At 53.8% G+C, this 26508-nt stretch carries 17 protein-coding genes; 1 reads left to right on the forward strand and 16 read right to left on the reverse strand.

Going from position 1 to position 26508, the window contains the following annotated elements:
* Window positions 1–78 precede the first annotated feature (78 nt).
* The 10 genes from CGZ75_RS10835 to CGZ75_RS10880 all read right to left on the reverse strand — a co-directional run bounded on the left by CGZ75_RS10835 (window position 79) and on the right by CGZ75_RS10880 (window position 17547).
* Window positions 79–1140, reverse strand: coding sequence for a DMT family transporter (locus CGZ75_RS10835; protein ID WP_089524171.1), 1062 nt, complete (start codon window positions 1138–1140; stop codon window positions 79–81).
* Between the two features lie 72 nt (window positions 1141–1212).
* Complete coding sequence (locus tag CGZ75_RS10840) at window positions 1213–5202, reverse strand: glycosyltransferase family 39 protein (protein ID WP_089524172.1); 3990 nt, start codon at window positions 5200–5202, stop codon at window positions 1213–1215.
* 176 nt (window positions 5203–5378) lie between these two features.
* Window positions 5379–6941: an RICIN domain-containing protein gene (locus CGZ75_RS10845; protein WP_089524173.1), complete on the reverse strand. Its 1563-nt coding sequence runs from the start codon at window positions 6939–6941 to the stop codon at window positions 5379–5381.
* 64 nt (window positions 6942–7005) lie between these two features.
* The gene (locus CGZ75_RS10850) at window positions 7006–8553 is read right to left on the reverse strand and encodes an RICIN domain-containing protein (RefSeq protein WP_089524174.1); all 1548 of its coding nucleotides are present in this window, start codon (window positions 8551–8553) and stop codon (window positions 7006–7008) included.
* A gap of 292 nt (window positions 8554–8845) precedes the next feature.
* Window positions 8846–10399, reverse strand: a complete 1554-nt coding sequence (locus CGZ75_RS10855) for an RICIN domain-containing protein (protein ID WP_089524175.1) — start codon at window positions 10397–10399, stop codon at window positions 8846–8848.
* Between the two features lie 290 nt (window positions 10400–10689).
* Window positions 10690–12177, reverse strand: coding sequence for an ABC transporter substrate-binding protein (locus CGZ75_RS10860; RefSeq protein ID WP_089524176.1), 1488 nt, complete (start codon window positions 12175–12177; stop codon window positions 10690–10692).
* A 179-nt stretch (window positions 12178–12356) separates the two neighbouring features.
* On the reverse strand, window positions 12357–13223 hold the full coding sequence (locus tag CGZ75_RS10865) for a carbohydrate ABC transporter permease (RefSeq protein WP_089524177.1): 867 nt from the start codon (window positions 13221–13223) through the stop codon (window positions 12357–12359).
* Entirely contained in the window at window positions 13220–14164 is a 945-nt protein-coding gene (locus CGZ75_RS10870) for a carbohydrate ABC transporter permease (protein ID WP_089524178.1), read from the reverse strand. Before CGZ75_RS10870 ends, CGZ75_RS10865 begins: the two co-directional genes overlap by 4 nt.
* A gap of 100 nt (window positions 14165–14264) precedes the next feature.
* Window positions 14265–15611, reverse strand: a complete 1347-nt coding sequence (locus tag CGZ75_RS10875; protein WP_089524179.1) for a response regulator — start codon at window positions 15609–15611, stop codon at window positions 14265–14267.
* Window positions 15612–15615: 4 nt separating this feature from the next.
* Entirely contained in the window at window positions 15616–17547 is a 1932-nt protein-coding gene (locus CGZ75_RS10880; protein WP_089524180.1) for a sensor histidine kinase, read from the reverse strand.
* A gap of 176 nt (window positions 17548–17723) precedes the next feature.
* Between CGZ75_RS10880 and CGZ75_RS10885 the strand changes: the two genes are divergently transcribed.
* Window positions 17724–18518, forward strand: coding sequence for a TerC family protein (locus tag CGZ75_RS10885; RefSeq protein WP_089524181.1), 795 nt, complete (start codon window positions 17724–17726; stop codon window positions 18516–18518).
* A gap of 194 nt (window positions 18519–18712) precedes the next feature.
* Here CGZ75_RS10885 and CGZ75_RS10890 read toward each other — a convergent pair whose 3' ends face one another.
* The 6 genes from CGZ75_RS10890 to CGZ75_RS10915 form a co-directional block, all read right to left on the reverse strand.
* Window positions 18713–19975, reverse strand: a complete 1263-nt coding sequence (locus tag CGZ75_RS10890) for an NAD-dependent epimerase/dehydratase family protein (RefSeq protein WP_089524182.1) — start codon at window positions 19973–19975, stop codon at window positions 18713–18715.
* 327 nt (window positions 19976–20302) lie between these two features.
* Window positions 20303–21136, reverse strand: a complete 834-nt coding sequence (locus CGZ75_RS10895) for a dTDP-4-dehydrorhamnose reductase family protein (RefSeq protein ID WP_089524183.1) — start codon at window positions 21134–21136, stop codon at window positions 20303–20305.
* Window positions 21133–22116 (reverse strand): polysaccharide biosynthesis protein, encoded by a 984-nt coding sequence (locus CGZ75_RS10900; protein WP_089524184.1) that lies wholly within the window; start codon window positions 22114–22116, stop codon window positions 21133–21135. The genes CGZ75_RS10895 and CGZ75_RS10900 overlap by 4 nt, the downstream gene beginning before the upstream one ends.
* On the reverse strand, window positions 22109–23203 hold the full coding sequence (gene wecB, locus CGZ75_RS10905) for a non-hydrolyzing UDP-N-acetylglucosamine 2-epimerase (protein WP_089524185.1): 1095 nt from the start codon (window positions 23201–23203) through the stop codon (window positions 22109–22111). The genes CGZ75_RS10900 and wecB overlap by 8 nt, the downstream gene beginning before the upstream one ends.
* 63 nt (window positions 23204–23266) lie before the next feature.
* Entirely contained in the window at window positions 23267–25180 is a 1914-nt protein-coding gene (locus CGZ75_RS10910; protein WP_089524186.1) for a glycosyltransferase family 4 protein, read from the reverse strand.
* A gap of 49 nt (window positions 25181–25229) precedes the next feature.
* Entirely contained in the window at window positions 25230–26489 is a 1260-nt protein-coding gene (locus tag CGZ75_RS10915) for a CgeB family protein (RefSeq protein ID WP_245850776.1), read from the reverse strand.
* Window positions 26490–26508: the final 19 nt, after the last annotated feature.

The raw sequence follows: 26508 nt of genomic DNA on the forward strand, positions 1-26508 counted from the left end.
ATGGCTGCTGCCGGGTCCCTTTTGGTTGTTATTTTTATAGGAAGACGTCAAGACGATGACAAACTTCTTCCGGCGGTATTATTTCACTGAATCGACTTCATCGCTCCGAACTGATTCACTCACGACTACATCTTTCCCTGCATCTCCCGCCACTGCTTCACTCCTGGCTGCATCGGCTCCGGTTACTGCACTCACGGTTGCATTTCTCCCCATTACACCACTCACGACTGCACCGCTCCCGGCTGCCCCAGGCTGCCGAGACTTCTGCGGCCCGCTACCCTTTCGAGTCGCCAGAAAGACGCCGGTCAAAATCACCGCGAGCCCAGCCAGCAGATTCCAATGGATTTCCTCATTCAGCAGCACATAGCCCCACAATATAGCGCTGACTGGCACTAGATAGGTTACCATCGTGGCAAACTCCGGGCTGCCTTTTTGGATCAAATAGAAAAAGATAATATAAGCGATGCCGGAACCAACAACGCCAAGTCCCACGAGCGAGGTCAGAAAAGCACCCGAGGTAATGACATGCGTTGGAAACGGCTCTAGAACAAATGCAGCCATCCCGCCAGCAACTGTTGCGCACAGCAGCATGCCAAAGGTCGCCTGGTACATGGAAAGCCCCGTCAGCCGCTTGGATAGCTGCGAGCCGATGCCGTAGAACAGCGTAGCGGCAAGCATACATACGAAGCCAAGCCCATCAACAGAGATGAGTGTCGCAGGATTGATGCCAAGTAAAATCATTATGCCGGCCAGAGACACGAGCATGCCCAGCCATTGCTTTCGACCCGCTGCCGCTCCGAAAAACAGGGTACCGACGATAATGGTCCAGAGCGGAGTAGTCGCATTCAGCACGGATGCAACTCCGCTCGTAATTCTCGTTTCGCTAAAGGCAATCAGCGCCCAAGGGACGACTGTATTAAAACATGACATGATCACCATCGGCAGCCATGGAATCGAGCGTAGGCCGAACGGCTTGCGCAGCACCAGCATGATCAGAATGATCGTCACGAGCCCCATCGCCCCGCGTAGAAAGGCAATCGTCCAAGGCCCGGCTTCCTCAAGCAGCACTTTAATGAAAAAGAACGATCCTCCCCAAATAAGGCTGAGCAGAATCAAAGCGACATATAACGTTCTAGGCATGAAATCGCCCCTCCTCATTATGAAAGAAAGATGCCTCGAGCCATTTGGCTCGAGGCAATGGCAGCATGCCGCCTAGGAATAGAATGTCCACGAATGGAACCATTTCAGGAACATATCCGCGTATTCCCGACTAATGGTCATGCCGGTAAGCACCGGATAGAACATCGCCATGAGCACCGCAGCAGCGCCAATGTAAATCCATGTCGCATATTTTGCCCGCTGCTCACCAAGTTTCCTCGGCAGTTGCAGCAGTACGTACACGATACACAAGATCAGGAAAGGTATGGTCGCATAATAATGATATATAAACGTCAGGCGCGGAATGCCTACCCAAGGCAAATATTGCGACAGAAGGCCGATACACACGACCAGCAACGCACGGCTGCGCTTCCGCCAAGCTGCAACAAACGCAGCAATGACACAAGGGATACCGACCCACCAGATCAGCGGGTTGCCCAGACTCATGATGCTGGCGATCTGCCCTTGAGGAAGACCTGTGCCGCCATAATACCAGATCGGACGACTGATGATCGGCCATTCCCACCAGGTCGAGGAGAACGGATGTGTCGCGACCAGTTTGGAATGGTAATCATACATGAACTTCTGGAACTTGACCACGTTAGTAAGTCCATGACCTGGTCCCGGGACAAGCATGAATGGGATGTAGGTCAGGACATAGATGACGGCTGGCACTAGAACAAAAAACAGAGTGCCAGCGCCGATCATCAGCAGCGGTAGACGTTTTTCAAAAGCTGCGGATACCGCTCCAAGGACGGTTCCGGACGGCGCTCCATCAACTTCAGATTGGCTCGTAGTCCCAGAGAAAGGCGCCCCTTTTGCCCCCGCTGACGACCTGCCACTGTCCTTCTCTGCCGATGCCGACAACGCTGCCGAGCTACTCGTAGCTCCGTCAGGCAGCGCCTTCGACTCCTGCCAGCGGCGGTATATCGACCAGAAGAACAATACGGCGAGACCCGCGCCGGAGTATACGCCGACCCATTTGACCGAAGCTCCCATTCCGAAAAACACACCCGATAGGGCAAACGGCATCAGCACGCGGTAGAGACCCGCACCAGGCACATTGCGCTGTAGGAAGCGGTTCATAAAGTGATAGCTCAAAATAATGAACAGCACCGCATAAGTGTCGACCGTGCCGATCCGCGACTGCACAAGCGGCATGAAGTCCAGCAGGATAAGCCCAGCGGCCAGCAGGCCAGCCCTGCGGGAGCGGAATAACCCGCGAGCCAGTACATACATGGCCGGAATAAGCAGGATCCCCGCTATACCGCCCATAACCCGCCAACCGAACGGATTCATGCCGAAGATCGATACTCCTACCATGATTATGACTTTGCCGAGCGGTGGATGCGTCGTTTCATAAGGTTCGATCCGGTTAAGATGCTCGAAGGCAGTACGCGAGTGATAGATTTCATCAAAATACATGCCGTTGCGATATGAAGGCTGCGCCGGTACGAGCGACTGCTCATCGAACAGAGCAGAGCCGCCGCTGTTGTCAACGGCAAGCGTGCGTCCTTCCGCGTCGATTACGCCCGCTTCGTACAGCGTTACGCCAGTTGTGCCTGTTATACGCACCGCTTTAATCAGTTGGCCATTCACGCCAATGGATTTCCATTGGAACACGGTTCCCCCGTCGAGCTTCTGCTCAGCCGGAGCACCGAAGGTAACTCCGTCCGCGGACAGGGACACGTTCACCGTGCCGGAGCCGATTCCAGCATAAAGCATGATGTGATCAACTGGCTGTGCTGCCTCTCCCTGCAACTGCACCGTTACTTCCTGGCTCTTCGCGTCCGGAAGCCACGGCTTCACAGGCGCTTTGGCGTCGCCGAGCTGCCAGAACATCATGACCGCGTATACCACTGCTAACAACAGCACAGGCAGCCATTCCTTGCGCCTCGATACCGGAGATACATCCTCATAAGGCTCTGGAGCTTCTGGAAGCGATCTGCCAGTTTCTTTGCCTTTGCCTGTTGTTGTTTTTCCCCCGCCGCCGGAAGCCGATTCCCCGACAGTCCCGATCGGCTGCGGCAAGAGCAGCTGCCAGCGTCCGTCTCCGGCTAGCGCCAGCGAGCCGAACGTTTTACCTTGGAGCAGCTGCCAGACCAGCATTAGCAGCATGACTCCTGCTGCCAGCTGCAGCTGCGATACAAGCATCATCAGCCCGTCGCCGTTGGCGCGGTAAAAGTTCTGCTCGATTGCATCTTTGAGCACTGGCGCGGTGTTGGCCAGCACGGTAATTGTCAAGCCGCCATACAGCGCCAAGAGCCGCTTGCTGCCGGACATGATGAAGGCCGCCAGTGCGAACACCAGCGCAGGATAGAGATAACGTTCATGCATGCCTGTTTTGAGCAGGAATACGAGCAGCGCTCCTGCGAACGCGGCCAGATAAAGGCCTTCACGGCCCCTTTTCCACCAGATCAGCGCCATAACGACCAACGCAGCAACCGCGCCCACGTTACCCCATGTAGAGAGCGACAGCCCGAGCCACGTCCCCGTCGTCTCAATGCCGTTCAAGCCGAGCAGCCCGTACAGGTTGAAGGCGTTGAGCGTAGCGTAAGGGTAGGACTGGAACATGGCCTGATAATGATGCACAATCCAGAGCGGCTCTCGCCCGATGGCAAAAGGAAGCAGCAGCAACAAAGCGGTAGCAATGCCCGCTCCGGCTGCCTTCAGCCACTCCGAAAGACGGCGGCTGCCTATCAGCGAGAGTAGCAGCAGCGGCATAAACAGCACCGCCTGCGGCTTGACGAGTATCGCTATTGCGAACCAAGCCGCCCCGGAAGCATGGCGTCCGCGCGAGAGCGCGCGCACAGCCAGCAGCATGAGCAGCGCCATGACGGAGTCAACCTGCGCCCACAGAGCGGAGTCCAGCCAAATAGCCGGGCTGAATACATACAGCGCCGCAAAAAATACGCTTAACCGCTCGCTGAAGCGAGTCCGAGCAAGATCATAAAGCAGCCACGCGGTAATTAAATCGGCGATGAGTGCCGGCAGCTTAACGAGGAGAATAGCGCCGCCGCTGCCGTAGGCGAGACCCAGCACGCTTTTGAGCATGCCAAGCACCCATAACACATAGATGTAGCCCGGCGGATAATCCGCGAACACATCATCGCTGAAAAAGCCGTTCAGACCGACCGAATAAGCGCGATCCGCCCAAATGCTGAAGTCAGGAAAATCAACGGGATGGCCCTGCATTGTCGGTGCCAAAATCAATCGAAGCAGCAGTCCCGCTCCCAAAACGATCCAGATGGCCCGTGTCCGCACAGCAGACGGTTCCCGCAGCCAATTCGCTATCCCATTGACGCCTCTACGCGAGTAAAGAGCGCTCCAGCCGAACTTTAGCAGGATCAGGAAAGCAATTCCGCCCAGCACGGAAATTGGGATCAGAAATGCCGGTGCTAGATTAGCCTCGGGAGTACTCCCCGCGCCCCCGCCTGCAGGCGGTGCCGAAGCTGGATCAAAGGAAATAACCTTCGCTCCTTCCGGAGCTTCCGCGGCTTCCGTTAGCGATACATTGGCGAAGTCTCCCGTTCCGGTAATCTCGCTTCCATACCCCCCGACGCGCAGCAACACGTCAAGCTCTGTCTGGGAAGCTCCAGTACGTCCGTAAACCTCCACCGTCTGCCACGCGCCGGCTGTATCATAGAGCGATTCCGATGTCTCCATTACGCCGAGCACGGACAGATTGATGCCGAAGCCGCCCGCAGGCACGCCGGCAGCTCGGACGAGTGCGCTTAGCTTGTACAGCTTGTCCGGCTGGGCGGCGACGCGCTGCAGCCAGCGCGCATCATTGGGCTGCATATTGCTGACGCGAACGAAGCTGGCCGGATCCGAACCGCTTCCTTTTTCCACAGACCAATTCGTTACAGCCTCGTCCAGACGGTAGCCGTCCTTGCTCCATCCCTCCGGGAGACCGTCCTTGACCGACGCAAAGTTCCCATTCCCGAGCAGTTCTCCCGCAGCGTAAGCGGGCCGGAGGCCCGTCAGCGCCCATACCGCGAGAAGCGCAAGCGCAAGCGTGATTTTGATGTACCTAAGCTTCAACTCGTTCTACCTTCCTCTCATGGCGGCCATAGCTAGTATCAGATTAGCATATCGGGCATGCTGCTGGAAACGTTCGGATACGAGGATATTCCTAATAAAGCTGAAATAAAAAAGAAGCCGGGCTCCTTTGAACGAGGAACCCGGCTTACTCTACTGATTTAATAATCGTCCTTCTATTAAGGAAGAACCGTGAAGCTAAACATTTGCGACCATTCGTTAGCATCCGTATATTGAGTGATAATCGCTCCGTCTGCGCCGTTGCCCGCATTGCCGAGCACTTTGCCGCTGCCGCGGTTAATTAGCTTGTAATACCCGCCGCCAGTCGGCAAAATGCTGAACTGCTGGCTCGTCGATGTGCTTGGTGTGTACTGGATCACCTGTGTCCCGTCCGCTGTTGAGCCCCCAAGCGTCAGATTCAAGCCGCTAGTCACGTTGCGAATATTGAAATAACCGCCCCCGGCATCGATGAACTTCCACGACTGCCCTGTCGCTCCGCTGTACGTCCGCTGCTCCAGCTTCGCATTATTCGCCGTCGAGCCGCCGACAATACCAAGCCCCTTGCCCGGCCAGCGAATGGAAATGGAATAGGTTTTGGTGACATCAATCGGACTTGGTGCAGTCGTCCACGTTCCGGCGGCAGCGTCGAGCTGCCAAGCGCCATAGCCGTTAATCGTTGGTTTACCGTTTGCATCAAAGGAAAGCGGGTACCACTGATTGCGCCCGATTCCCGTGCTGCCGCCAAAATTGTTCCAGCGATCCCCCATGTACACATAAGCAGTACCTGCCGTCCCCTCGACTGGAAGCACTTGATCGATCTGAGTATCAAAGGAGTTGCTGGAGCTTGGTGATGTGCCGGCTTCTACCTCCGTCTCGGACCAAGTTCCGGTCAGACTTGTCGTCGAGTAATAATAGGTTCCGCTTGAACCCCAGCCATTGGTCGCCGAGGCCATCATCATATACTTCGTGCCGTACTTGAACAGCGTAGTCGCCTCTTTATGCGGATACCCCGAAGCAAACGTTTTTGTATTCGACGCAATGCCGAGATAGTCCGTATTCAGCTTGGCGATTTGCAGCCCGCTGTTGTAGCTGGTCGGGAAATAATCAATGGTAAAGGTAATGTAAGTGCTGCCGTCCGCATCCGTGAAAATGGAGCCTAGATCACCCATGCTGTAACCGCTAGGCTTGGCGATAAAATTATCAAAAGTGAACGGGCCTGCCGGATTGCTGCTTGTAAAAAACGCCAGCTTGTTCCGGCCGTTGCCGTCTGAATTGTTCCACTCGGCAAGCATCACATACTTGGATGTGGAGCTGTTATAAGCAACAACGGGTCTGCCGATCCAATGGTTTGTATCCTCTGCAAAACGCGTCGTCGTTGTATCGCCGATCGCATCCAGCTTTGGATTAATCGTGCTAAAATCTACGACAGAGTTAGGATTGGAGGAGTTGGTTTGTTTCGTCCAGTTTTTCAGATCGGTGGACGTGTACAGTTTGACTCTTTTTGCGCCGGAAACGGAGTAATCCATGCCATACCAATAGTACGTTTCAGATTTTTTTATGACAAAACCGCCCGAATTCCAAATCACATTGCCGTCCGTATCGTACCAATCAGCGTTATTCACAATATTTACCGGAGCCGCTAGGGCGGGAGACACAAAAAGTGCTGAAATAGCCAAGATAAGACCGGTGACTAAGGCAATAACTTTTGCAGGCAGCGTAAACCCAATTGTCCTTGTCATCATTAGCTGACACCTCTTCAACTTTATTTTTCAACTTGATTTCGAAGCGCTTCATGAGCTTTCTAGACTATGGCAGCACGGTAAAGTTGAAATTTTGCGACCATTGATTCGTATCCGTTTCCTGGACAATAATAGCGCCGTCGGAGCCGTCCCCTGCGTTACCAAGCACTTTGCCACTACCCCGGTTAACCAGCTTAAAATAACCCCCGCCTACCGGAACGACGCTAAATTGCTGGCTCGTCGCCGTACTTGGCGCATACTGAGCTACCTGTGTGCCATCTGTTGTCGAGCCGCCCAGCGTCAGATTTAACCCGCTGTTGACGTTGCGGATGTTGTAATAACCGCCGCCTGCGTCGATAAATTTCCAGGACTGTCCTGCCGCCCCACTATAGGCGCGCTGCTCAAGCTTCGAGTAGTTGGCCGTCGATCCACCGACGATGCCAAGCGCCTTGCCTGGCCAGCGGTTGGAGATGGAGTAGGTTTTGGTCACGTCAACTGGTGCTGGCGCGCTCCATGTGCCCGCAGCAGCGTCAAGGGTCCAATTGGTATGACCGTTAATCGTCGGCGCACCGTTGCTGTTGAACGTAAGCGGATACCATTGATTGCGCCCTACGCCTGTGCTACCACCGAAGCGTCCGTTCCAGCGGTCACCGATATAAATGTAAGAAGTGCCGGACGTGCCTACAACCGTCAGAACCTGATCAGCCTGCGTGTCGAAGGAGTTGCCGGAATTCGGGCTCGTTGCGCAAACATACGGATTAGCCCAGGTTCCGTTCAGACTGGATGCGGAATAACACCATGTTTGGCTGGAGCCCCAGCCGTTTGTCGTCGAAGCCAGCATAATGTACTTGGAGTCCCTTTTGAATAAGGTTGTTGCCTCTTTGTACGGTCCGGTGGAAACGAATGTTTGGATCACTTCAGCGATATCCAGGTAATCCGAGGTAAGCTTGCTGATTTGCAGTCCGCCGTTCGTGTAGATGTGATCAATTGTGTAAGTAATGTAGGTGCTGCCGTCGGAATCGGTGAAAATAGAACCGAGATCGCCCATTTTGTATCCGCCCGGCATAGCAATGTATTTCTGGTACTGGAATGGCCCCTCAGGGGTATCACTCGTGAAAAACGTTAACTTCCCGCGACCATTCCCATCTCCATTGCCCCATTCGATCAGCATGACGTATTTGGATATCTGGCTGTTGTAAGCGACTACCGGCCGGCCAACCCATTGCTCTTCATTAAAACGTCCCGTTGTCGTATCGCCAATCGCATCCAGCTTGGTGTTGATGGTGCTGAAATCAACGATTGATTGGGGAATTGTTGTATTGGTCTGTTTCGTCCAGTTTTTCAGATCGGTGGACGTGTAAAGGTTCACTTTTTTCGTATAGGGAATTTCAAAGTTCATGCCGTACCAGTAGTACGTAGTGTCCTTTTTCATAATGAAGCCGCCCTGAGCCCAAATTGCATTGCCGTCCGTATCGTACCAATCTGCGTTATTCACAATATTTACCGGCGCAGCTTGAGCAGGACGGGCAAAAATCATCATAGAACAGACAACCAAGAAACCGGTTACAAAAAAGAGAAGCCTTTTTGACATTCGGAATTGGTTTGCAATCATCATTAAATTCGCTCCTTCGCTTTCGAGGATTGATCTCAATTACATGAAACCGGTTACTAAAATGATTGTGAATGACTGTGAATGTCCAAGCATCCCTCCTCTTCTGGATCTCTATAAATATGAAGCGCTTTCAACAAGAGGTTACCACATTGAGCTAAAAGGGAACAATGTCTTTCCCGCGATTCCACGAAAAATTTTCTAGGTATCAGACTAGCTTCCAACGAATACAAACTAGCGCCGGTTGAGTACCGGCACCAGTTTGTTTCCTGGGGTCAACTCTACTCCTCTGGCTCTATTACGGGAGCACTGTGAAGCTGAAATTCTGCGACCATTCATTGGTATCCGCACCTTGTGTAATAATGGCGCCATCCGTGCCATTACCGGCATTGCCAAGCACCTTTCCGCTAGCGCGGTTGACTAGCTTAAAGTAACCGCTCCCAACAGCAACGATACTGAATTGCTGGCTGTTGGAAGTGCTAGGTGTATACTGAATAACTTGTGTTCCATCTGCCGTAGAGCCGCCAAGAGACAGGTTCAACCCGCTATTCACGTTACGGATATAGTAGTAGCCGCCCCCAGCGTCGACGAATTTCCATGATTGGCCGATTGCTCCGCTATAGCTGCGCTGCTCAAGCTTCGCATTGTTTCCCGTGGAGCCTCCGACGATGCCAATTGCTTTTCCTGGCCAGCGGTTAGAGATAGAATACGTTTTGGCGGCATCAACGGGAGCTGCGGCACTCCATGTTCCAGCAGCGACATCCAGTGTCCACTGAGCATGTCCGTTAATCGTCGGTTTGCCGTTGGCATCGAATGTAAGCGGATACCATTGATTCCGTCCGACACCCGTACTGCCTGCAAAACGGCCATTCCAACGGTCGCCGATAAAGATATAGGAGGTTCCGGAAGTTCCTTCAACTGTCAGCACCTGATCAACTTGAGTGTCGAAGGAATCTCCTGAGGACGGGCTTGTGGAGCAATGAGACGGCGTACTCCATGTTCCCGACAGGCTTGTTGCCGAGTAACACCAGGTCGGGCTTGAAGTCCAGCCATTTGTCGTTGAAGCCAGCAAAATATATTGGGAGCCGCGTTTGAACAACGTCGTTGCTTCTTTGTAAGGGCCTGTCGATTCCATCGTTTTTGTTACTTCGGCGATACTCATGTAATCTGATGAAAGCTTGCTGATTTGAATACCGGAGTTGAACCATGCCGGGTTGTAATCAATCGTATAAGTAAGATAAGCACTGCCGTCGGTATCCGTGAAAATCGAACCGAGGTCTCCCGCTTTATAACCGCCTGGTGTTGCGATGAATTTTTCATACTTGAACGGGCCTGCAGCCGTATCGCTCGTGAAAATGGTTACTTTATTTCGTCCGTTTCCATCTCCGTTGCCCCATTCAATCAGCATCACATACTTGGATGTTGAGCTGTTGTAAGCAACAACAGGTCTGCCGATCCACTGCGTCGGTTCATAAGGCTTTGTTGTTGTATCACCGACCTCGATCAACTTCGTATTAATGCTGCTGAAGTCAACGACAGAATCGGGAGTAGTCGAATTCGTCTGTTTCGTCCAGTTTTTGAGATCGGTAGAAGTATATAAATTTACTTTTTTGGTATTGGCAATTTCATAGTTCATGCCATACCAGTAGTAAGTATTGTCTTTCTTCATCATAAATCCGCCCTGGGCCCAGATGACATTACCGTTTGTATCGTACCAGTCGGAGTTGTTAACTATGCTTACCGGAGCGGCTTGTGCAGATTGAGCAAACAGCATCATCGACGCAGCAATTATGAAACCGGTTACTATTTTGAGTAAAATTTTTGATAAAAAAGAACTTTGAGTTAATGTCATGATTTAAGCACCTCTCTGTTGTCAATTTAATTTAGCATCTTACAGCTGCATGTACCCTTTTTTTCCTGTCACCACCTTTCAGAAGAAAAATTTGGTAAAGCGCTTTCATGAATATGTAAATTAAAAAAACGCTTCCAGTAATAACTCAGGCCGAGATTTATCTCGTTTTCGTTAAGGTATGTATAAGACTATCACAGGCTCTCCAGCCTGTGAAGCGTTTTCATAATAAATTTTTCCGGCGTTCGCAAAAAGCCTTCCCGAGAAGAAATCCCGGAAAGGCTTGCCAAAGCTTATTGAACTTTGATTGCGTCATAATGCTTGGATTGCATGTTCTTGGCGGCTGCATCAAGCTTTGCCTTCAGATCAACATCCTTCTTCGCGAACACTTCCTGAATGATGCTAGTCATCTCGGCATAGTACTCTTGCGTATTGTACTGCGCTTCTGGGTTGCCGTCCAGCAATTTGTTGGATTCTGGATCGTACTTGTACACGTTGTCATATTTATCATAGATAGCTTGCAGTTTTTTGCCGTATTCGGAATCTCCCTTGAAGTAGCTCATTTGCGGCGGAATATAGTATTTGCCGTCCGCTTTACGAGCTTGGATATCCTTCTCTACCGCGCTCAGATAGTTGTCGGTAAAATAGTCGAATGTGATGTAGCGGAACGCCATCTCCTGCTCATCCTTGGAAGCGTTCGGATTGATGACGAGATAATCACCGCCGAGGATACCGGAATGTTTGCCGCCGGCTTCAGCAGCAGGCATCGGATAAGTGGCTACTTCATCGGGCTTTAGGCCGCCTTGATTGAGAGCCTGATCCAGCACGCCTTCTGCACCGGCGATAACCATGGCCGTACGTCCTTGTGCGAATGCGCCAACGGCATCGCCCCAGCCAAGCGCCCAGTCCTTCGGAATCGCATTTGCTTCCCAGCGCAGCTTTTGGTAGAACTGCAATGCTTTTACGCCCGCATCGGAGTTAAAGGCAGCGGTAACTTTGCCGCCATTAGTCGTTTGGATCTGACCGCCTGCTTCGAACAGGAAGTTGGTCCAGTTCCAGCCAGCCTCATTGCCTTTGCCCATCGGTGCGATGCCGGCAATGCCTTTTTTCGGATCTGCTACGGCTTTGGCTGTAGCCAACATATCGTCCCAGGTCCAATCATAGGATGGAGCCGTCACGTTTTTGGAAGCCAGTAACTTTTTGTTGATGACCGTCGAGGTTGAATATCCATTTTGCACAACGCCGTACACCTTGCCGTCCTTCACGAACTGGTTCTGAAGGGTAGGATTAATATCATCCTTGAAGGAATAGCTGCTCCACAGCTCGGTGATGTCGGCCGCCCAGCCGCGCTGTACGAGGAAGCCTGCCTCCGTCGCAAAGGTATTGAAAAACGTCGGTGCCTCATTGGCAGCCATCTTCACGCCGATCTCATCCACATTGTAGTGCCAGTCGCTTTTAACGATCGTAACGTTGGGATATTCCTGTTGGAAACGAGCAATTTTGTCATCCTCGGACTTGCGTTTCTCTGTCTGATCGGGAAGCGGGTAGTAAATGCTGATTGTGATTTTTTTGTCCTTGATGTTCTCTTCCGGCGGAGGCGTGCTCTCCGCGTTGTTCACAGCCGGTTCATTCACCGCGGTATTGGTCGTTCCCCCCGTATTGCCAGCATTGCTGTTCCCGTTGTTGCTGTTACTACTGTTGTTCCCATTGCTTCCGCTGCATGCGGACAGCAGCAGGGTTGTTGCCATCAGACAGCTGATGATCGCGGTCGGCTTGCGCATGTGTAGCTCCCCTTTTCACTGACAAGTATGGAATGATTTAGTCCTTGCAAAATGATCATAATGGATGCGCATTCATCCTGCGATGTGCGTTTCTATGGCGATTATGTGTGTCGTTACGATGTCCATACTCCTCGTCCACAAGAGCCTCCCTACCTGAAATTCCGTGGACTAACCGCACCCTAACCTTTGACGCCGCCTAGATGCAGTCCGCGAATAATGAAGCGCTGGAACAGCAGAAACACGACGATTGGCGGCAGCATGACCAGCGTCAGGATGGCGAATCTGATGTTAAGATTGAGCATTTTGGCCTGGATGACATACTTGTAAATGGCGGTCGACAGCGGGTAATGCGAGTCTTTATGCATGATCAGCGAAGGCCAAAACCAGTCGTTCCAAGCCGAGGCGAACACGAAAATCGCCAACGTTGCGAAGATCGGGAGAGAAAGCGGTACGGCAATTCGAATGAAACAGCTCAGCTCGGAGGCTCCGTCGATCCGCGCCGCCTCGAAAATTTCCATGCTGATGCCGTCAAAGAAGTTTTTGAGCAGCAGCAGGAAAAAGGCATTGGCGCCAGCCGGCAGCCAGAAAGCGAAAAATGAATCCAACAGGCCAAGATCCTTGAGATTGAGGAAGTTCGGAATCAGGTAGGTCGTCGGCGGAATGAACAGCGTAATCATGAAAAACATCTCGATCGCACGCCGATAGGGCAAATTCAGCCGTGACAACGAGAAGGATGCGAGTCCGAGCACGATTATAGACATGAGCATATTGCCTCCGAAGATGAGCAGCGTATTACGCAGGAACAGCGGCAGCTCGATGTAGTTCCAAGCGGCGTCGAAGTTGCTCCAGTTCCAGCTTTGCGGCAGGAACTTCGGCGGGAACGAATTTACCTCCGCATTGTCCTTCAACCCGTTGAGCATCGTCGTCAGCACAGGATAGATCATCGTAATCGACATCAGCAGCGCAATTGCGATCATGACGCTATATCCGATGCGTGTTCTTTTACGTTTCAAGTCATATCCGGATAAAATACCTCGGTCCATCATGCGGCGTCCCCTCCCTTCCGATCGAGCCGAAAGTGTAGCATTGCCAGCACACCAAGCACGAGGAACATGAGCACACCCATTGCGGATGCGGTTCCCATGTCCAACCTCGTCGTTGCGTACTTAACGATAAGCAGCGCGTAGGTGAGCGTGGCGTTCATCGGCCCTCCGTCCAGCAGTGCCAATTGGGACTGGTACGCCTGTGACGTACCGATTATTTGCAGCACGAGCATGAGCAGGATCAAGCTGCGCAGCGATGGTAGCGTAATATGCCTGATGCGCTGCCAAATGCCTGCCCCGTCGATCTCGGCCGCTTCATACCAATCGCGCGGAATACTGAGCACGGCCGCAAGATAGAGCAGCATCGCCGAACCGAATTGCTGCCAGGTTTCCATGAAGACAAGCGAGATCATCGACCAACTGGTATCACTCAGAAAGCTGATACCCTCTCCTCCCCACAGGGAAGTGATGCTGGCGTTGATGGGACCAACCGGATCGTACAGCCAGCGCCACAGCCCGTAGAGCACCACGACCGGGATGACGTTTGGCAAATAGGCGGCTACGCGAAAAACACCCTGGAATCGCTTGATTTCAGAGATGGCAATCGCGAACACAATCGGCACCCAGAATCCTATGATCAAACAAAGAAACATGTAGTAAAGCGTGTTCTTGATCGCGATTCGCACATCGGGATCGGCCAGTACTGTGCGGTAATTGTCCAGTCCCGTAAACTTGTTGCCGTTCACGAAGTCAATGCTGTAGAAGCTGTACACGAACCCTTTCATAATGGGCAGCCATAAAAACAGCAAGAAAATAGCCGCAGCCGGCAGCAAGAAGGCCAGGCTCCAGCCGTATTTGCGCAGTAAAACCTGCGGTCTTGACCGCCGTGCGGCGGCTTGCGGCCCTATGGGCACGCTCGTTGTCGATTTGGTCAATGGATTCATACCCTTCGCCTCGCTTTGTCATGAAGCCTCTCGCTATCTTCATTTTAGAGATGCTAACGCGAAGGGAACAGGTGCATATCTATGCGAATTGGGTGTATTCTTACTTGGCTGGATGTTCTTTTTTAAGCTCGCTGGGGCTGTACCCATAGTACTTTTTGAAAATTTTGCTGAAATGCTCCGGCGACTCATAGCCGACGCGCTCTGCCACCTCATAACGACGAAGATCCGTCGTCAACAGCAGCCGCCGTCCTTCTTCCATCCGCAGCTTGATGACATATTCCCACAGATTGTACCCTGTATTTTTCTTAAATAAGTAGCTGAGATAGTTCGGACTGACATGATTCCGCTGAGATACTTCATGCAGCGTCAGCCCCTTCTGGGCATAATGCTCCTCGATGTACTGTCGCGATCTCTCTACGATCCGGTTGTTCTGAGCGAAGGCCTCTTCTTCCCCTGCCTCTTCGCCCGGTTGGCTCCAGCTGAAGTCACCGTAATAAAATACTTTTTGGCCGGGATGTCGGTTAGACCATTCTAAAGCGCGCTGCGATTGGTTGGCCAGCAGGTGGATAAACTCCGGTCCTCTGGCGATTTGGCTGATCCCGATGAGTGTAGGCAGGCGCAGAAAACCAGCGGCATGATGGTGAAGGCTCCGACCGATCATATCGAGCTGATTGATTTTGCTAACTGTGCTGTCATCATACCGTTCCTCGCTCCACCCGATCAGCAATCCAATCTCCCAATTCGGCAGCGTGAACGGCAGCGGACTCCAATCCTGATCCAGCAGCTCGCTCGCCATATTCATCAGAGCATAGGCCAGCAGATCTTTATCCTTCGGCGGCAATAGTTCTCCCTCTCGGGTGCTGAAGTCAGTCCCAATGCGGATCATCGCAAAATAAGGCCCTGCCCCCTCCAAACCTGCTGCCGAGGCGAGCTGCTGCGCCTCCCCCGGGGAAGCCGGGGCGCCAGCCATTAGCGCGGTCATGGCCTGCCCGCGCTGCGTGTCCGGAGCGCGAAGCGCAAAACGACCCCCCATGCTCGCGGCATAATCGGGCTTGCCGGATGCCGGCTTCTCGGCCTGCATTTGCAGCAAGGCGTTGCGCACAGAATCCAGCAGCTGCGCACTGTTGAGCGGCTTGATCAAATAATCGCGGGCGCCAAGCCGCATAGCCATCTGCGCGTATTGGAATGTTTCATGCGCGGAGATGACAATCGTCTGCACCCATGGTTTGATGAGGCGCGCCTGATGCATTAGCTCGATACCGTTCATGCCGGGCATGCCGATATCGGTTATCATCAGGTCGACCTCTTCCATGCGAAGATAGTCGAGCGCCTCAAAACCCGTATGCGCCATATGTATATCCGCTATGCCTAGTCCCGCACCTGCGAGCAGACTGGACAGCCCCCTGCAAATAAGCGGCTCGTCATCAACAATCAAAATTCGATGCATCGGATTATTCCCCTCTCCTGTCTGATGCTGATGCTGATGCTGTTGATGCTGCTAATGCTGATGCTGATGCTGCTTCGCTTAAGGCTGATTCTCCTGTCCGCCATGGCAGCAGTAAGCTCACAACAGTCCCGCCTTCCGGCCGCGGGCCAATCGTAAGGCCGTAGGGATGGCCGAACTGTAGTCGGATGCGCTGGTCGATGTTGCGGATGCCGTATCCGATCGCTGGCGACTGATCCGGCTCGCCGAGCCAGCGCTGGATCGCCCCGTAATCGACGGTTTTATAACCGTTATCCGCTACCGTGATGACGATACGCCCGGTATCATCGACGCGGATGAGATCGCGCCACTGGCCGCTATAGCCATGAGGGCCGTCACCAATGTCGTAGCGCCGCACGGTGATAACGATTTCTCCGTCCTCGCCCATATGTTTGATGCCGTGGATGATCGCGTTTTCAATTAACGGCTGCAGCGTAATTTTGGGAATCAAGGAGCTCCCGAGCTCCTCAGGAATATCCCATAATACGCGAAGCTCGGCTTCGTACCGGCGCCGCTGCAGCGCCACATATGCGGCGGCATGCTCGCATTCCTCCGCGAGCGTGATCAGCTCGCGCCCGCGGCTCAGGCTGATTTTCATCAGCTTGGACAGATCCTTAATCATTTCCGCGGATTCCGTATGGCCTTCCAGCGAGCTTTTCCAATAAATGCTCTCCAGTGTATTGTAAAGCAGATGAGGATTAATCTGATGGTACAAAATCTGCAGCTGCGCCTCCTTCTGCCTAATATCCGCTTGATACTTATCCTCGATAAGACTATTCAGCCTGCGCGCCATGCCGTAAACAACGGAAATAAGTACACCCACCTCGTCGCTGCGTGACTGGCCGGGCGTCTCCGGTACACGCTTACCCGGTTCATATTTGCGTGCAAACATGGAAAGCCGCTGCAACGGCGTCATGAGCGAGCGCCAAAAATAAATCATCAGGATACAACCGAGTGCGATGTAAACGGCAGAAATGAGGAGAATGACGTTTTTGAGTTCGTTCTGCTGATGGAGCATCGATTGGACAGGAATTTCATAAACGAGTCGAAGATGAAGGCTGTTCTCTCCACTGATCACATAAATTCGATCTCCAGCAATATGGTGGAAGGGTTTATCCAAGCTTGCCTCTTTCGCAAGCGGTCCCAGCTCCGTCGGCAGCTCCAGGCTCGTGCCAAGTCGATCCGACATCGTGCTGCTCATAATCTTAGCTTGAGAGTCGATCAGGCTGATGACGCTCCCCGGAAGATTAACCGACTTCATGGAATTGACCACTTTTCCCTCCAGCTTATAGGCCACGAGCACACCGATAACGCCGCTGCCTTCATTGATATTGTTAACTGCACGAACATAGGTCAGCGTCTTTTCCCTTGTGAAAGCGGCGCTGTTGTCGATGACCTGCACAAAACCTTGCCCTTTGCTGCGGACCGCTTTGTCGTACCAGTCCGGCTTTGTATCATCGGTCAGGAAGTAAACGCCGTTTTGCGTCATTTGGATCGAGGGGGCAAAATAAAATTCATTCGAAGGGTCGTACACATACAGCGAGTAGTAAATTGGCGTCTCCCCGTCCGTACCGGTGGAGTACGCGCGGAGCAGCTTATCCATCTCGGCGTATTTCTTGACACGATCAAGTACCGGTTCGGTGCCGCCTGGCACGATCCGTTGGCTAACTGGATTTTGGATGATCGTTGTGGTGATTTTTTTGATATTGTCCATTTCCCGATTGATCATCAGCAGATTCTGCTTGTTTAGCTCGGCGTAAGCTCCGGTTATATTCCCCTTCATGATGTTTTCCGCTTTCATGTTGCCATAGGCGAACAGCGCCAATATCGGAATCGCCATAATTAAAAACAGCATAATCAACTGAAGCTTGACGCTTAGCTTTGTAAGCGGATTCATCATCGATGGCCGGCCTCCGTAAGCTGGGATAACCCCGATTATGATACGAAGCGGATCGAAATTCAATCCTGAAAATAATAATATGGTGCAAGTAAGGGGCAGATTTCTGGTTAATAAATCTTACATCTACATATGCTAACGGTTAAAAGACCGAAGAGCACACAAAGGAGTGGACCATTCTGGATACTGCTGTATTACTTGAGTATGCATGGGTTTTGGTTGTTCTGATTGGACTTGAAGGCATTCTCGCTGCAGACAATGCGCTCGTCATTTCCATCATGGTCAAACATTTGCCGGAAAAAGAACGCAAAAAGGCGCTGTTCTATGGCCTTGCCGGTGCATTTGTATTCCGTTTTGCCTCGTTGTTCATCATCTCCTTCCTTGCGGATGTCTGGTACATACAGGCGCTCGGAGCAGCTTATCTGTTGTTCATCGCAATCAATCACATGGCGAGGCGTTTGTTTGTCAAAAAGAAAAAGCATATGAAGGAAGCCGAGAAAAAGCAGGAAAACTTCTGGGTCACCGTGCTTAAAGTTGAACTGGCTGATCTCGCGTTTGCCATTGACGCTATCTTGGCGGCAGTAGCGCTCGCTATTACACTTCCTGCTACGTCTTTACCGCGAATCGGCGGACTCGACGGAGGACAATTCGGCGTTATCCTCGCGGGCGGGATTATCGGCTTGGTCATTATGCGTTTTGCCGCGTCTTACTTCGGCCGATTGCTGGAACAACGTCCCGGTCTGGAAACAGCTGCTTTTGCCATCGTCGGCTGGGTCGGGATCAAGCTAGCCGTGTACACGTTATCCCATCCGGATATCGGCGTTCTCGCCAAAACCTTCCCTAAGAGCACGGGATGGAAAATCATCTTCTGGGGAGTTCTCATCCTGATCGCAGTCTGCGGCTGGTTCTTGTCAAAGGAGAAAATGCCTCCGAACAAACCGGAAGCAGGTCCGAAAGAGATCGGAACCGTGTAATACGGTTCGGAGTTGGATAGTCAGCTGAACCGGCTGAACTAGCGGAACTGGCAACTTCTTGGCAACATTAATAAGGGATACCTCTAAAGCCTATGGCTTTTGGGGCATCCCTTTTTTTGATTTTTTCACCACATCCCAACATTCATCGCGACAATTAGTCATCCGTTACGATGCATAGTGGGATGGCTGTTGGATCAGCTGTCGTTCCGTTTGTCGGGATGGCTGCCGTTACGGCTGTCAGTTAGCGTATCCTCAACAGACTGCCTCAACATAATTAGCGGCTGCCAACCAAGCTCACGCAACGCGGATGAATCCGTCGGTAGAGGCGAAACGGCGTGACTTTCACCGATTTCCAGTTGTAGTGGCACTGTGGAAAGCTCCACATAAAGCTCAGCCAGTTCGCCAAGTGACGTCATTCGGCCGCTCGCCATCGCATAACTGCGCCCCGGAATGCCACGCTCCAGCAAAGTTTCGTAAGCACGTACAGCGTCCCGTACATCGAGGAAATCACGCTGCTCCGTAGCAGAGGACAAGCGAAAAACCGGCGATGGCTGCGATCCTGAGATGGCAGCCCCCTCACAGCTCGCTGCATATCGCGCCAACAGTCGGATAAGTCCAGTAGAAGGACCCGGCCCCACCAGATTTGACGGTACGGCAACGATAACTTCCATGCCATACATGGCATGCCAGCTAAGAGCAGCAGCAGCCTGCAGCGATTTGCTTAGGCTGTAAGGATGCGGCGGACTCAGCGCCTCTCCTTCTCGCAAAGCGGAGCCAAGCATGGAGCCGGCCACAATGATTCGGCAAGGATGGTCAGCAGCTCGCACCGCTTCCAGCAAACGCAGTGTACCCATAACATTAACTTCGATATAACCAGTCGGATCAGTCCAGGAAGGCGCTGCCGCATTAAGCCCAGCCAGATGCAGAATGGCATCCGGCCGGATGCGAGCGATCAGTTGCCGCAAAGAATCGCCGCCGCTGCCGGAAAGATCACAGGGCTCGATTGACACATGGCCAGGTGCTCTAGCTTCGCTGAACCGCTCTGGGGCAAGACCGGACTTGACGCCAGATTCTGCAGCTTTGCTAAACCAAGCTGGGGCTGAGCCAGACTTGGCCCAGAATGGTTGGGAGCCGGGCCTCACCCCGGCTACAACCTCCCAACCAGCCGCAGCAAAGTGGCTCACCGCGTGGCTGCCACAAAAACCATTTGCGCCTGTTATAAACAGACGGCCGACTGCCTTAGGTATCGTAATCGCATCACACTCTACTTTTATAGACTCGCTGAACTGCTCCGCTCCCACTACCTTCGCGGACTCGCTTGACCTCGTTGTCCCCTCTGTCTCTGCCGCTTCGCCTAACTGCATTGTCCCTCTGAGCTCCATCGGCTCCTCTGATCTCGTTGAATCGCCGTACTTTGTAACATCTTCACTTGCTTCCGACTCCCCACTCCATCTCATCGCCAATCCTCCTTGCAGAGCCGCATTCCCCACTGTTTTTGACCTCTTTTTCTCAGCTAACGATACTAGGATTCGTTACATTTTGTGAAGGCTTGTTTTGCTGCTTCTAAGCTCCAGAGGATTCGTTAGCGGGACGTCGAGGTGCGTAGCGGGACACAAGCCTGACTGCAGGTCTAGACGAAAAAAAATAAGGGCAGCTTATGGCCCCGCCCTTTTGAAAATAAATAGCAACAAGTGCTTCGGATAGCTTGCGACGATGCCCAGACCTCGCGCGTGCCCAGCCGTATGTGATGCAGCAACGAGGAGCAGGGCGAGATAAGCCGAACTTTAACCCTTCCTGCCTTGCTCCCAGGCGGCAAGCTCTTGCACCATCGCCGGAATGCTCGGCGCTTGGTAATCCCAGTCGCGGCGCACAGCACTCAGCGTCCGGTCGATCATCGGCTCATGGGCTGCCACAATCGAGATGTCGTCCCGACCGTATGCTTCCTTGAACCATTCCAGCAGGTCTAGCTTGCTTGCCGGGGCAGCCGCGAGCAAATGCACGAGACCACCGATGTCCGCGCGCCCCGCCGCGAATTCCACCGCTTTGGCCAGCTCTAGCGTCGTGACACCGTTCCAGTACACGTGACTGTAACCTGATACCTCGCCCCTTTGGCCGAGAAACCATTGCAGCAGGCCGATTCCTTTGGGACTACGATCGGGGCCGATAATCGATGTACGAATCGTCAAATGCTGTGGATCGCGCACCTCGCCGAGTGCCTTGGAGCGGGCGTACACCGTAACGCCATCAGGCGGATCAAGCTCCGTATAACCACCACGCTCGCCGAGGAACACGCAGTCCGAGCTGATGTGGATAAGTCGCGCGCCGATTTCGGATGCCGAAAAAGCGAGCCAATGCGGAAGCAGGCCGTTGACCTGATAAGCCTCAAGTGGATGTTCCTCGGCATCTTGGTTCAGCTTGCCGATGCAGTTGACGATCAACTCCGGCTTCGCTTCCCCAATCAGTCGTCGCACCGCCTCCAGGTCGGAGGCGTCGAGCGGCAGAGAATCTTCCCTGCCGTCGCGCGTCGTCCAGGCAAGCTCGAAGTTCTCATGCCCGCGAAAATAACCCACCATCATGGAACCTGCCATCCCGCCTCCTCCCAGGATGAGCAGCTTCATTGCAAAAAGCCGCCCCGCCGTAACATGTCGCGGATCTGCTCTTTGTTCATCAGGTTCTCACTGGAGCAGAAGCTGTCGAACGCCACCTCGTCGTACGTGCTGTAATGCTGTTTCAGTCCGGGAATATCGAGCGAAGGCAGAATGACGAGATACTCTTTATCGTAAACAACCGTGCTTTTACTCTCGAACTCGGTTAGCAAAATTTCATGTAGCTTCTCCCCGGGGCGAATGCCCGTTTCGATCAATTCCGCCTTGATACCGATGTCCTCCATGAGCACTTCGGCCAGTTCCTCAATGCGGCATGTCGGCATCGTCATGACGAAGATTTCTCCGCCGAGGCTCTCCTCGGATGCTTTGAACAGCAGCGATATGGCATCTTGCAACGTCAGGAAAAAGCGGGTCATGCCGCGATTGGTCAGGCGCACCTGGCCTTTCGTTTTGATCTGATTCGTGAACAGATGGATGACGCTTCCGTTCGTTCCGAGTACATTTCCGCCCCGTACACAAACGAACTTGGTGTCCGTGTTCAACAGGTTGGCATATACGATCAGTTTTTCACCGATCGCCTTGGTCATGCCATAAAAATTCGACGGGTTAGCCGCCTTGTCAGTAGAGATGTAGATGACGCGCTTCACCTTGTTCTGGTTGGCCGCCTCGATAACGTTCTGTGTTCCGAGCACGTTCGTCTTCAGTGCCTCATAAGGATGTTCCTCACACACCGGCACATGTTTCAGCGCCGCCAGGTGGAACACATAGTCTACGCCTTGTGTCGCTTTGGTCAGCGCATCAAGATCACGAATGTCGCCAATGCGAAACGTCAGGCGAGGATCTTCGAATATGCGACTCATCGTTACCTGCGCGGACTCACTTCGCGAGAAAACGATGACCTCCTTGGGATTTTGCGGCAGTAGCTGACGAACGAGCTCATACCCCCAGGAACCAGTTCCTCCGGTGACGAGAATACGAGAATTCTCAAACATTCCATTTCCCTCCAAGCAAATATTTCACTACGATGTCCGAAACGTCTGTCGCCTCGTATCCTGCCGGAATGCTCCAGCTCGCTGGCAGCGACGTCATGACGTCAACCGCGCCCGAGATATTATCCGCTCTCAGGCCGCTTACGACATTGCTGCCGCAATCAACCGTTTCCGGCCGTTCCGTTGTATTGCGAATTGTGACTGTAGGCACGCCGAGCAGGCAGCATTCCTCCTGCACCGTACCGCTGTCGCTGACCGCACACCAGGCGCTGCGCTCCAGCCGCACAAAGTCGAAGAAACCGAACGGTTCGTGGAATTCCACTAGCGAATGAGGCTTCACCGATGTGCCGCCGCTGTCGATGCGGGAGCGAGTACGGGGATGGATGCTGCAAATGATACGCTTGCCATGCCGCTCCGCGATTCGGTTCAGTCCCCCCAGAATGCCGTCCAAATGCTCTGGCACGTCGACATTTTCGGCCCGGTGCGTCGTTACCAACACATACTCCCGCTCCTGCAGTCCGAGTCGATTCAGCACCTTGCTAGCGTCGATCCCGTCCCTGTAAAAGCTCATCACCTCATGGATCGGATTTCCAGTCCTTACGATCCGATTGGCCGGGAAACCCTCACGTAGAAGATTGCCCTTGCTATACTCGGTGTAAGGCATATTGATCGTGGAAACGGCGTCGATAATTCGGCGGTTTTTCTCCTCTGGCACGGTCAGGTCATAACATCGGTTGCCCGCCTCCATATGGACGACCGGGATACCCATCCGCTCCGCCACGATGGCACACAGAGCACTGTTCGTATCACCGAGCATGAGCACAACATCCGGGCGTTCCTCCACTAACAGCCGTTCCATTTCGCCGAACATCGCTGACAGCTGGCCGCCTAGCGAATGACTGCCTCCGGTCATAACATGATCGGGGAGACGCACACCCATTTCTTGAAAAAATACATCATTCAGCGAGGCCGTATAGTTCTGGCCGGTGTGCACGAGAATATGCCTCTCGGCTAACCGATCCAGCTTACCGATTATGAGGCTGAGCCGAATGATTTCCGGCCTCGTGCCGAGCACGGTCATCACTCTCATTTTTATTCCTCCGCCCCTCTAAAATTAAAACAAATCCGTTTCGCCGCGTCCCCGAGCAGGAGCCTAACGCTGCACGGATGGCTTCTTGCTGCGCTTCAGGCGGTCGCCCTTGACGGCCGCTCTGCGTTTGGCGGCTGCTCCGCTCTTGCCGGCCGCTCCGCCCTTGCCGGCCGCTCCGCCCTTGCCGCTCGCTCCGCCTTTGCCAGCCGCTCCGCTCTTGCCGGCCGCTCCGCCCTTGCCGGCGGCTCCGCCCTTGCCGCCCGCTCCGCCCTTGCCGGCGGCTCCGCCCTTGCCGCCCGCTCCGCCCTTGCCGGCCGCTCCGCTCTTGCCGCTCGCTCCGCCTTTGCCAGCCGCTCCGCTCTTGCCGCGCTGGCTCTGCCCGCGGCTCCCGCGCCCCGGCTTCGCACGCGCCCCGCGCTCCGCCTTCGCCTGCGCCCCGCGCCCCGGCTTCGCACGCGCTCCGCGCTCCGCCTTCGCCTGCGCCCCGCGCCCCGCCTTCGCCTGCGCCCCGCGCTCCGGCTTCGCTCGCGCTCCACGCTCCGGCTTCGCACGCGCTCCGCGCTCCGGCTTCGCCTGCGCCCCACGCCCCGGCTTCGCACGCGGCGCCGGCGCTTCGCCGATCGGCTCGCCGCGCGGCAATAGCGCGAGCGTGCCGTCCGGCAGCTCTTGCTCCGGCGCGCCGCTCCAGCCTGCCGCTACCAGCGCTTCGCGGCTCCTGAACGGCCGTAGCCGCCAGCCGCTCAGCTCGCAGCGCTCCGTGCCGCTGCCGCGTACGATGCGCGGCTGCGGCTCATGCCGCAGCCGCAACTGCTCCAGGCTTGCCAAAAGCCGCTGGCGATACGCTTCTGAGCCGAATTCAATATGCGCAGTTACCTGATTACGAGCGCTGACCTCTTGTCTCAATGGTACATTTGCGCTCAAACGGATAACCCTCTCTGCCAGCCCGGAATAATCATGCATCGGAGCGAGCCAATCGGTATTTCCTGTTGCGTGCATAATCTCAGCAAGCCCTCCGGAAGCGTAGGCGACGACCGCTTTGCCAAACAACAGCCCTTCAAGCGCCGTCATGCCGAAGCCTTCCTCGATAATGCTGGGAACAACAAGGACGTCCAAGGCAGGATAAACATTCGTTATATCCGGCTCAAAAGGCATCCAGTGGAACCGACTCCCCATGCCAGTCGCTTGCGCCATCCGGCGGCATCGCTCGTAATAAGCTGGATCTACCGGTTTACCGGTGACAGCGAATACCGCTTCAGGCCGAGCGGCTCCGACAATGCCGGCCATTGTAATAAAGTGTTCCAAGCCTTTATTTTCATAGAGATGAGAGGCAATAAAACCAATGAGACAGCTGTCCTCCTTCAGCCCGAGCTTCGCTCTGCGGCTTCTGCGACGAGCGTCCCATGTCCATGGCTCGATCCTATTCGTGTCCACTGCGGGATAAACGATCTCCGACTTTCCGATGAGAGACGGAATCGTCAGAGGCGATAACGTCGAGGCCGAGATGCCGATGACCCGATCCGCATATTCCTCGATCAGCGAGATGGCCTGACTTGTGCCCGCCGAGATCCGCAACGTTTCGGTTAAGCACCAGAAGACGGGAATTCCGAGCCGCTTGGCGGCAATAGCCGGCAATGGATGTACACAAGTATTAACCCAGACAGCATGGGGACGATGCTGGATCAGGAGCCTATACAATTGCTCCATTCCTTCGCTGCGCGTCCCTTGCATGACCTCATCACGAACTGTACCGAGCCCCAGATACATCGAATAATAGAGTGGTATATTTCCTGTAACCTGCACCGGTATGCCTGCAGCAGAGGCGCGGCCCGAAAGGATGCCCTCCTCCGGCACGATAAGCACGCAGTCCGCAAAGGCAGACATCTCAAGGACGGTGGCAAGCAATAACTTCTCAGCACCGGTAATCGCCTCCGGGCTGCCGATATGCGAGAAGAAAAGCAGTTTCGGTCTGAAGTCCACCTTCAGCTCCTCCTTTCCAAGCTTTCCGTTTCTACGACGCGTTCCATCATCAAGGAAACATGACCGATAACATCGTCGTCAGACGGTGAGCGTAGGTATGCTCCTTCATCGTCCGGTACATGGCGCGCAACGCGATCGCTTGGCGCGCCTCCTCATTGTTCAGGTAGTAATCGAGCTTCTGAACCAATTCCTGAGGAGAGGAGTAGGTATCGATCTCAACGCCGGGCACGTAGAAGCGGGCCAGATCATCGCGAATATCTGTCAGTTGCAAAGTGCCGCAAGCAGATATTTCGAAAGTGCGGGGGTTCGGCGAGATAGCGGTCAATTGTGATTCATTGTTGCTGTTGAACGTCTCGTCGTCATGGGCCCGGTGCATGTTGATCACGATTTTTGCTCCGTTATACGTAGCGGCAGTCTCAAGTGGTCCCATCCACTGTCCAGCGCGAACTCGGGATTGCATCAACTTGTAATCATTCAGCCGATCCCACCAAAGACCGGTGATGGAGACGTCTCGAGTGAGTAAATAAGGAGTAATTTGATTGAAAAAATCAACTCGTTTATGATAGGCCGAGCCGACAAAGCTGATTTCGCGGCGCAGCGACAGGTCAGGGTTGCGGGGGCGGAACTCCGCCGGATTGACGCCGAGCGGCAGGTAGAATACATTTTGGCAGCCGAGCTGCCGGTAGAATTCAACGCAGTTACTCTCGAGCGTAAACACATAATCATAATGCGGGGCCAAGCTTCGCGTAATGTCTGAATAATAAGGGTCATCGGTAAACCAGATGGCAGTACGGATACCAAGGGCGCGAATCGCATCTACTTGATCGGGCGGGTATTGAAGTCCATCCAAGAAAATGACTACGTCGGGCCGAAGCATCCCCGCCTGCTGGACAACCGGCTGCTCTACGTTAGTCAAGCTGAACCGAGCGGTCATGGAACGGAGAGTGTCAGCAATAGCGGCATCAAGCGGTGCGTAAGGATATCCTTTTGCGGTAGCCACGAACATTACATGAACTGGGAATACTGGCGGCTGAAATTGCACCTTGCTGATCGCAGCCTCACATTTGCCATACCACCGTCCATGCTCCACGCCTTTGGCAAAACCGGCTTCGCGGCCCCTCTGCACCTCCCCTGCCACCAGTTGCACCGTACTGCGCTTCGCTATTTCTTTTGCGCCTCGGGCACTTCGTGGGCTTAGTGCACTTCGTGGGCTTCGTGGGCTTCGTGGGCTTCGTGGGCTTCGTGCACTTCGCACGCTTCGTGCGCGGCGCATCGCGATGCGCTTATTGCCCGGCGATTTAGCAGCCAATGTACTTCCTCCTTTGTAT

The organism is Paenibacillus herberti, assembly GCF_002233675.1.
GTDB classification, from domain to species: Bacteria; Bacillota; Bacilli; order Paenibacillales; family Paenibacillaceae; genus Paenibacillus_O; species Paenibacillus_O herberti.

Coding starts and splice junctions, on each gene's coding strand:
- CGZ75_RS10880 (WP_089524180.1), bottom strand. CDS start 17,547: ATGATGAATCCGCTTACAAAGCTAAGCGTCAAGCTTCAGTTGATTATG.
- CGZ75_RS10865 (WP_089524177.1), bottom strand. CDS start 13,223: ATGATGGACCGAGGTATTTTATCCGGATATGACTTGAAACGTAAAAGA.
- CGZ75_RS10895 (WP_089524183.1), bottom strand. CDS start 21,136: ATGAAGCTGCTCATCCTGGGAGGAGGCGGGATGGCAGGTTCCATGATG.
- CGZ75_RS10845 (WP_089524173.1), bottom strand. CDS start 6,941: ATGATGACAAGGACAATTGGGTTTACGCTGCCTGCAAAAGTTATTGCC.
- CGZ75_RS10855 (WP_089524175.1), bottom strand. CDS start 10,399: ATGACATTAACTCAAAGTTCTTTTTTATCAAAAATTTTACTCAAAATA.
- CGZ75_RS10890 (WP_089524182.1), bottom strand. CDS start 19,975: ATGAGATGGAGTGGGGAGTCGGAAGCAAGTGAAGATGTTACAAAGTAC.
- CGZ75_RS10860 (WP_089524176.1), bottom strand. CDS start 12,177: ATGCGCAAGCCGACCGCGATCATCAGCTGTCTGATGGCAACAACCCTG.
- CGZ75_RS10900 (WP_089524184.1), bottom strand. CDS start 22,116: ATGTTTGAGAATTCTCGTATTCTCGTCACCGGAGGAACTGGTTCCTGG.
- CGZ75_RS10875 (WP_089524179.1), bottom strand. CDS start 15,611: ATGCATCGAATTTTGATTGTTGATGACGAGCCGCTTATTTGCAGGGGG.
- CGZ75_RS10850 (WP_089524174.1), bottom strand. CDS start 8,553: ATGATGATTGCAAACCAATTCCGAATGTCAAAAAGGCTTCTCTTTTTT.
- CGZ75_RS10870 (WP_089524178.1), bottom strand. CDS start 14,164: ATGAATCCATTGACCAAATCGACAACGAGCGTGCCCATAGGGCCGCAA.
- CGZ75_RS10835 (WP_089524171.1), bottom strand. CDS start 1,140: ATGCCTAGAACGTTATATGTCGCTTTGATTCTGCTCAGCCTTATTTGG.
- wecB (WP_089524185.1), bottom strand. CDS start 23,203: ATGAGAGTGATGACCGTGCTCGGCACGAGGCCGGAAATCATTCGGCTC.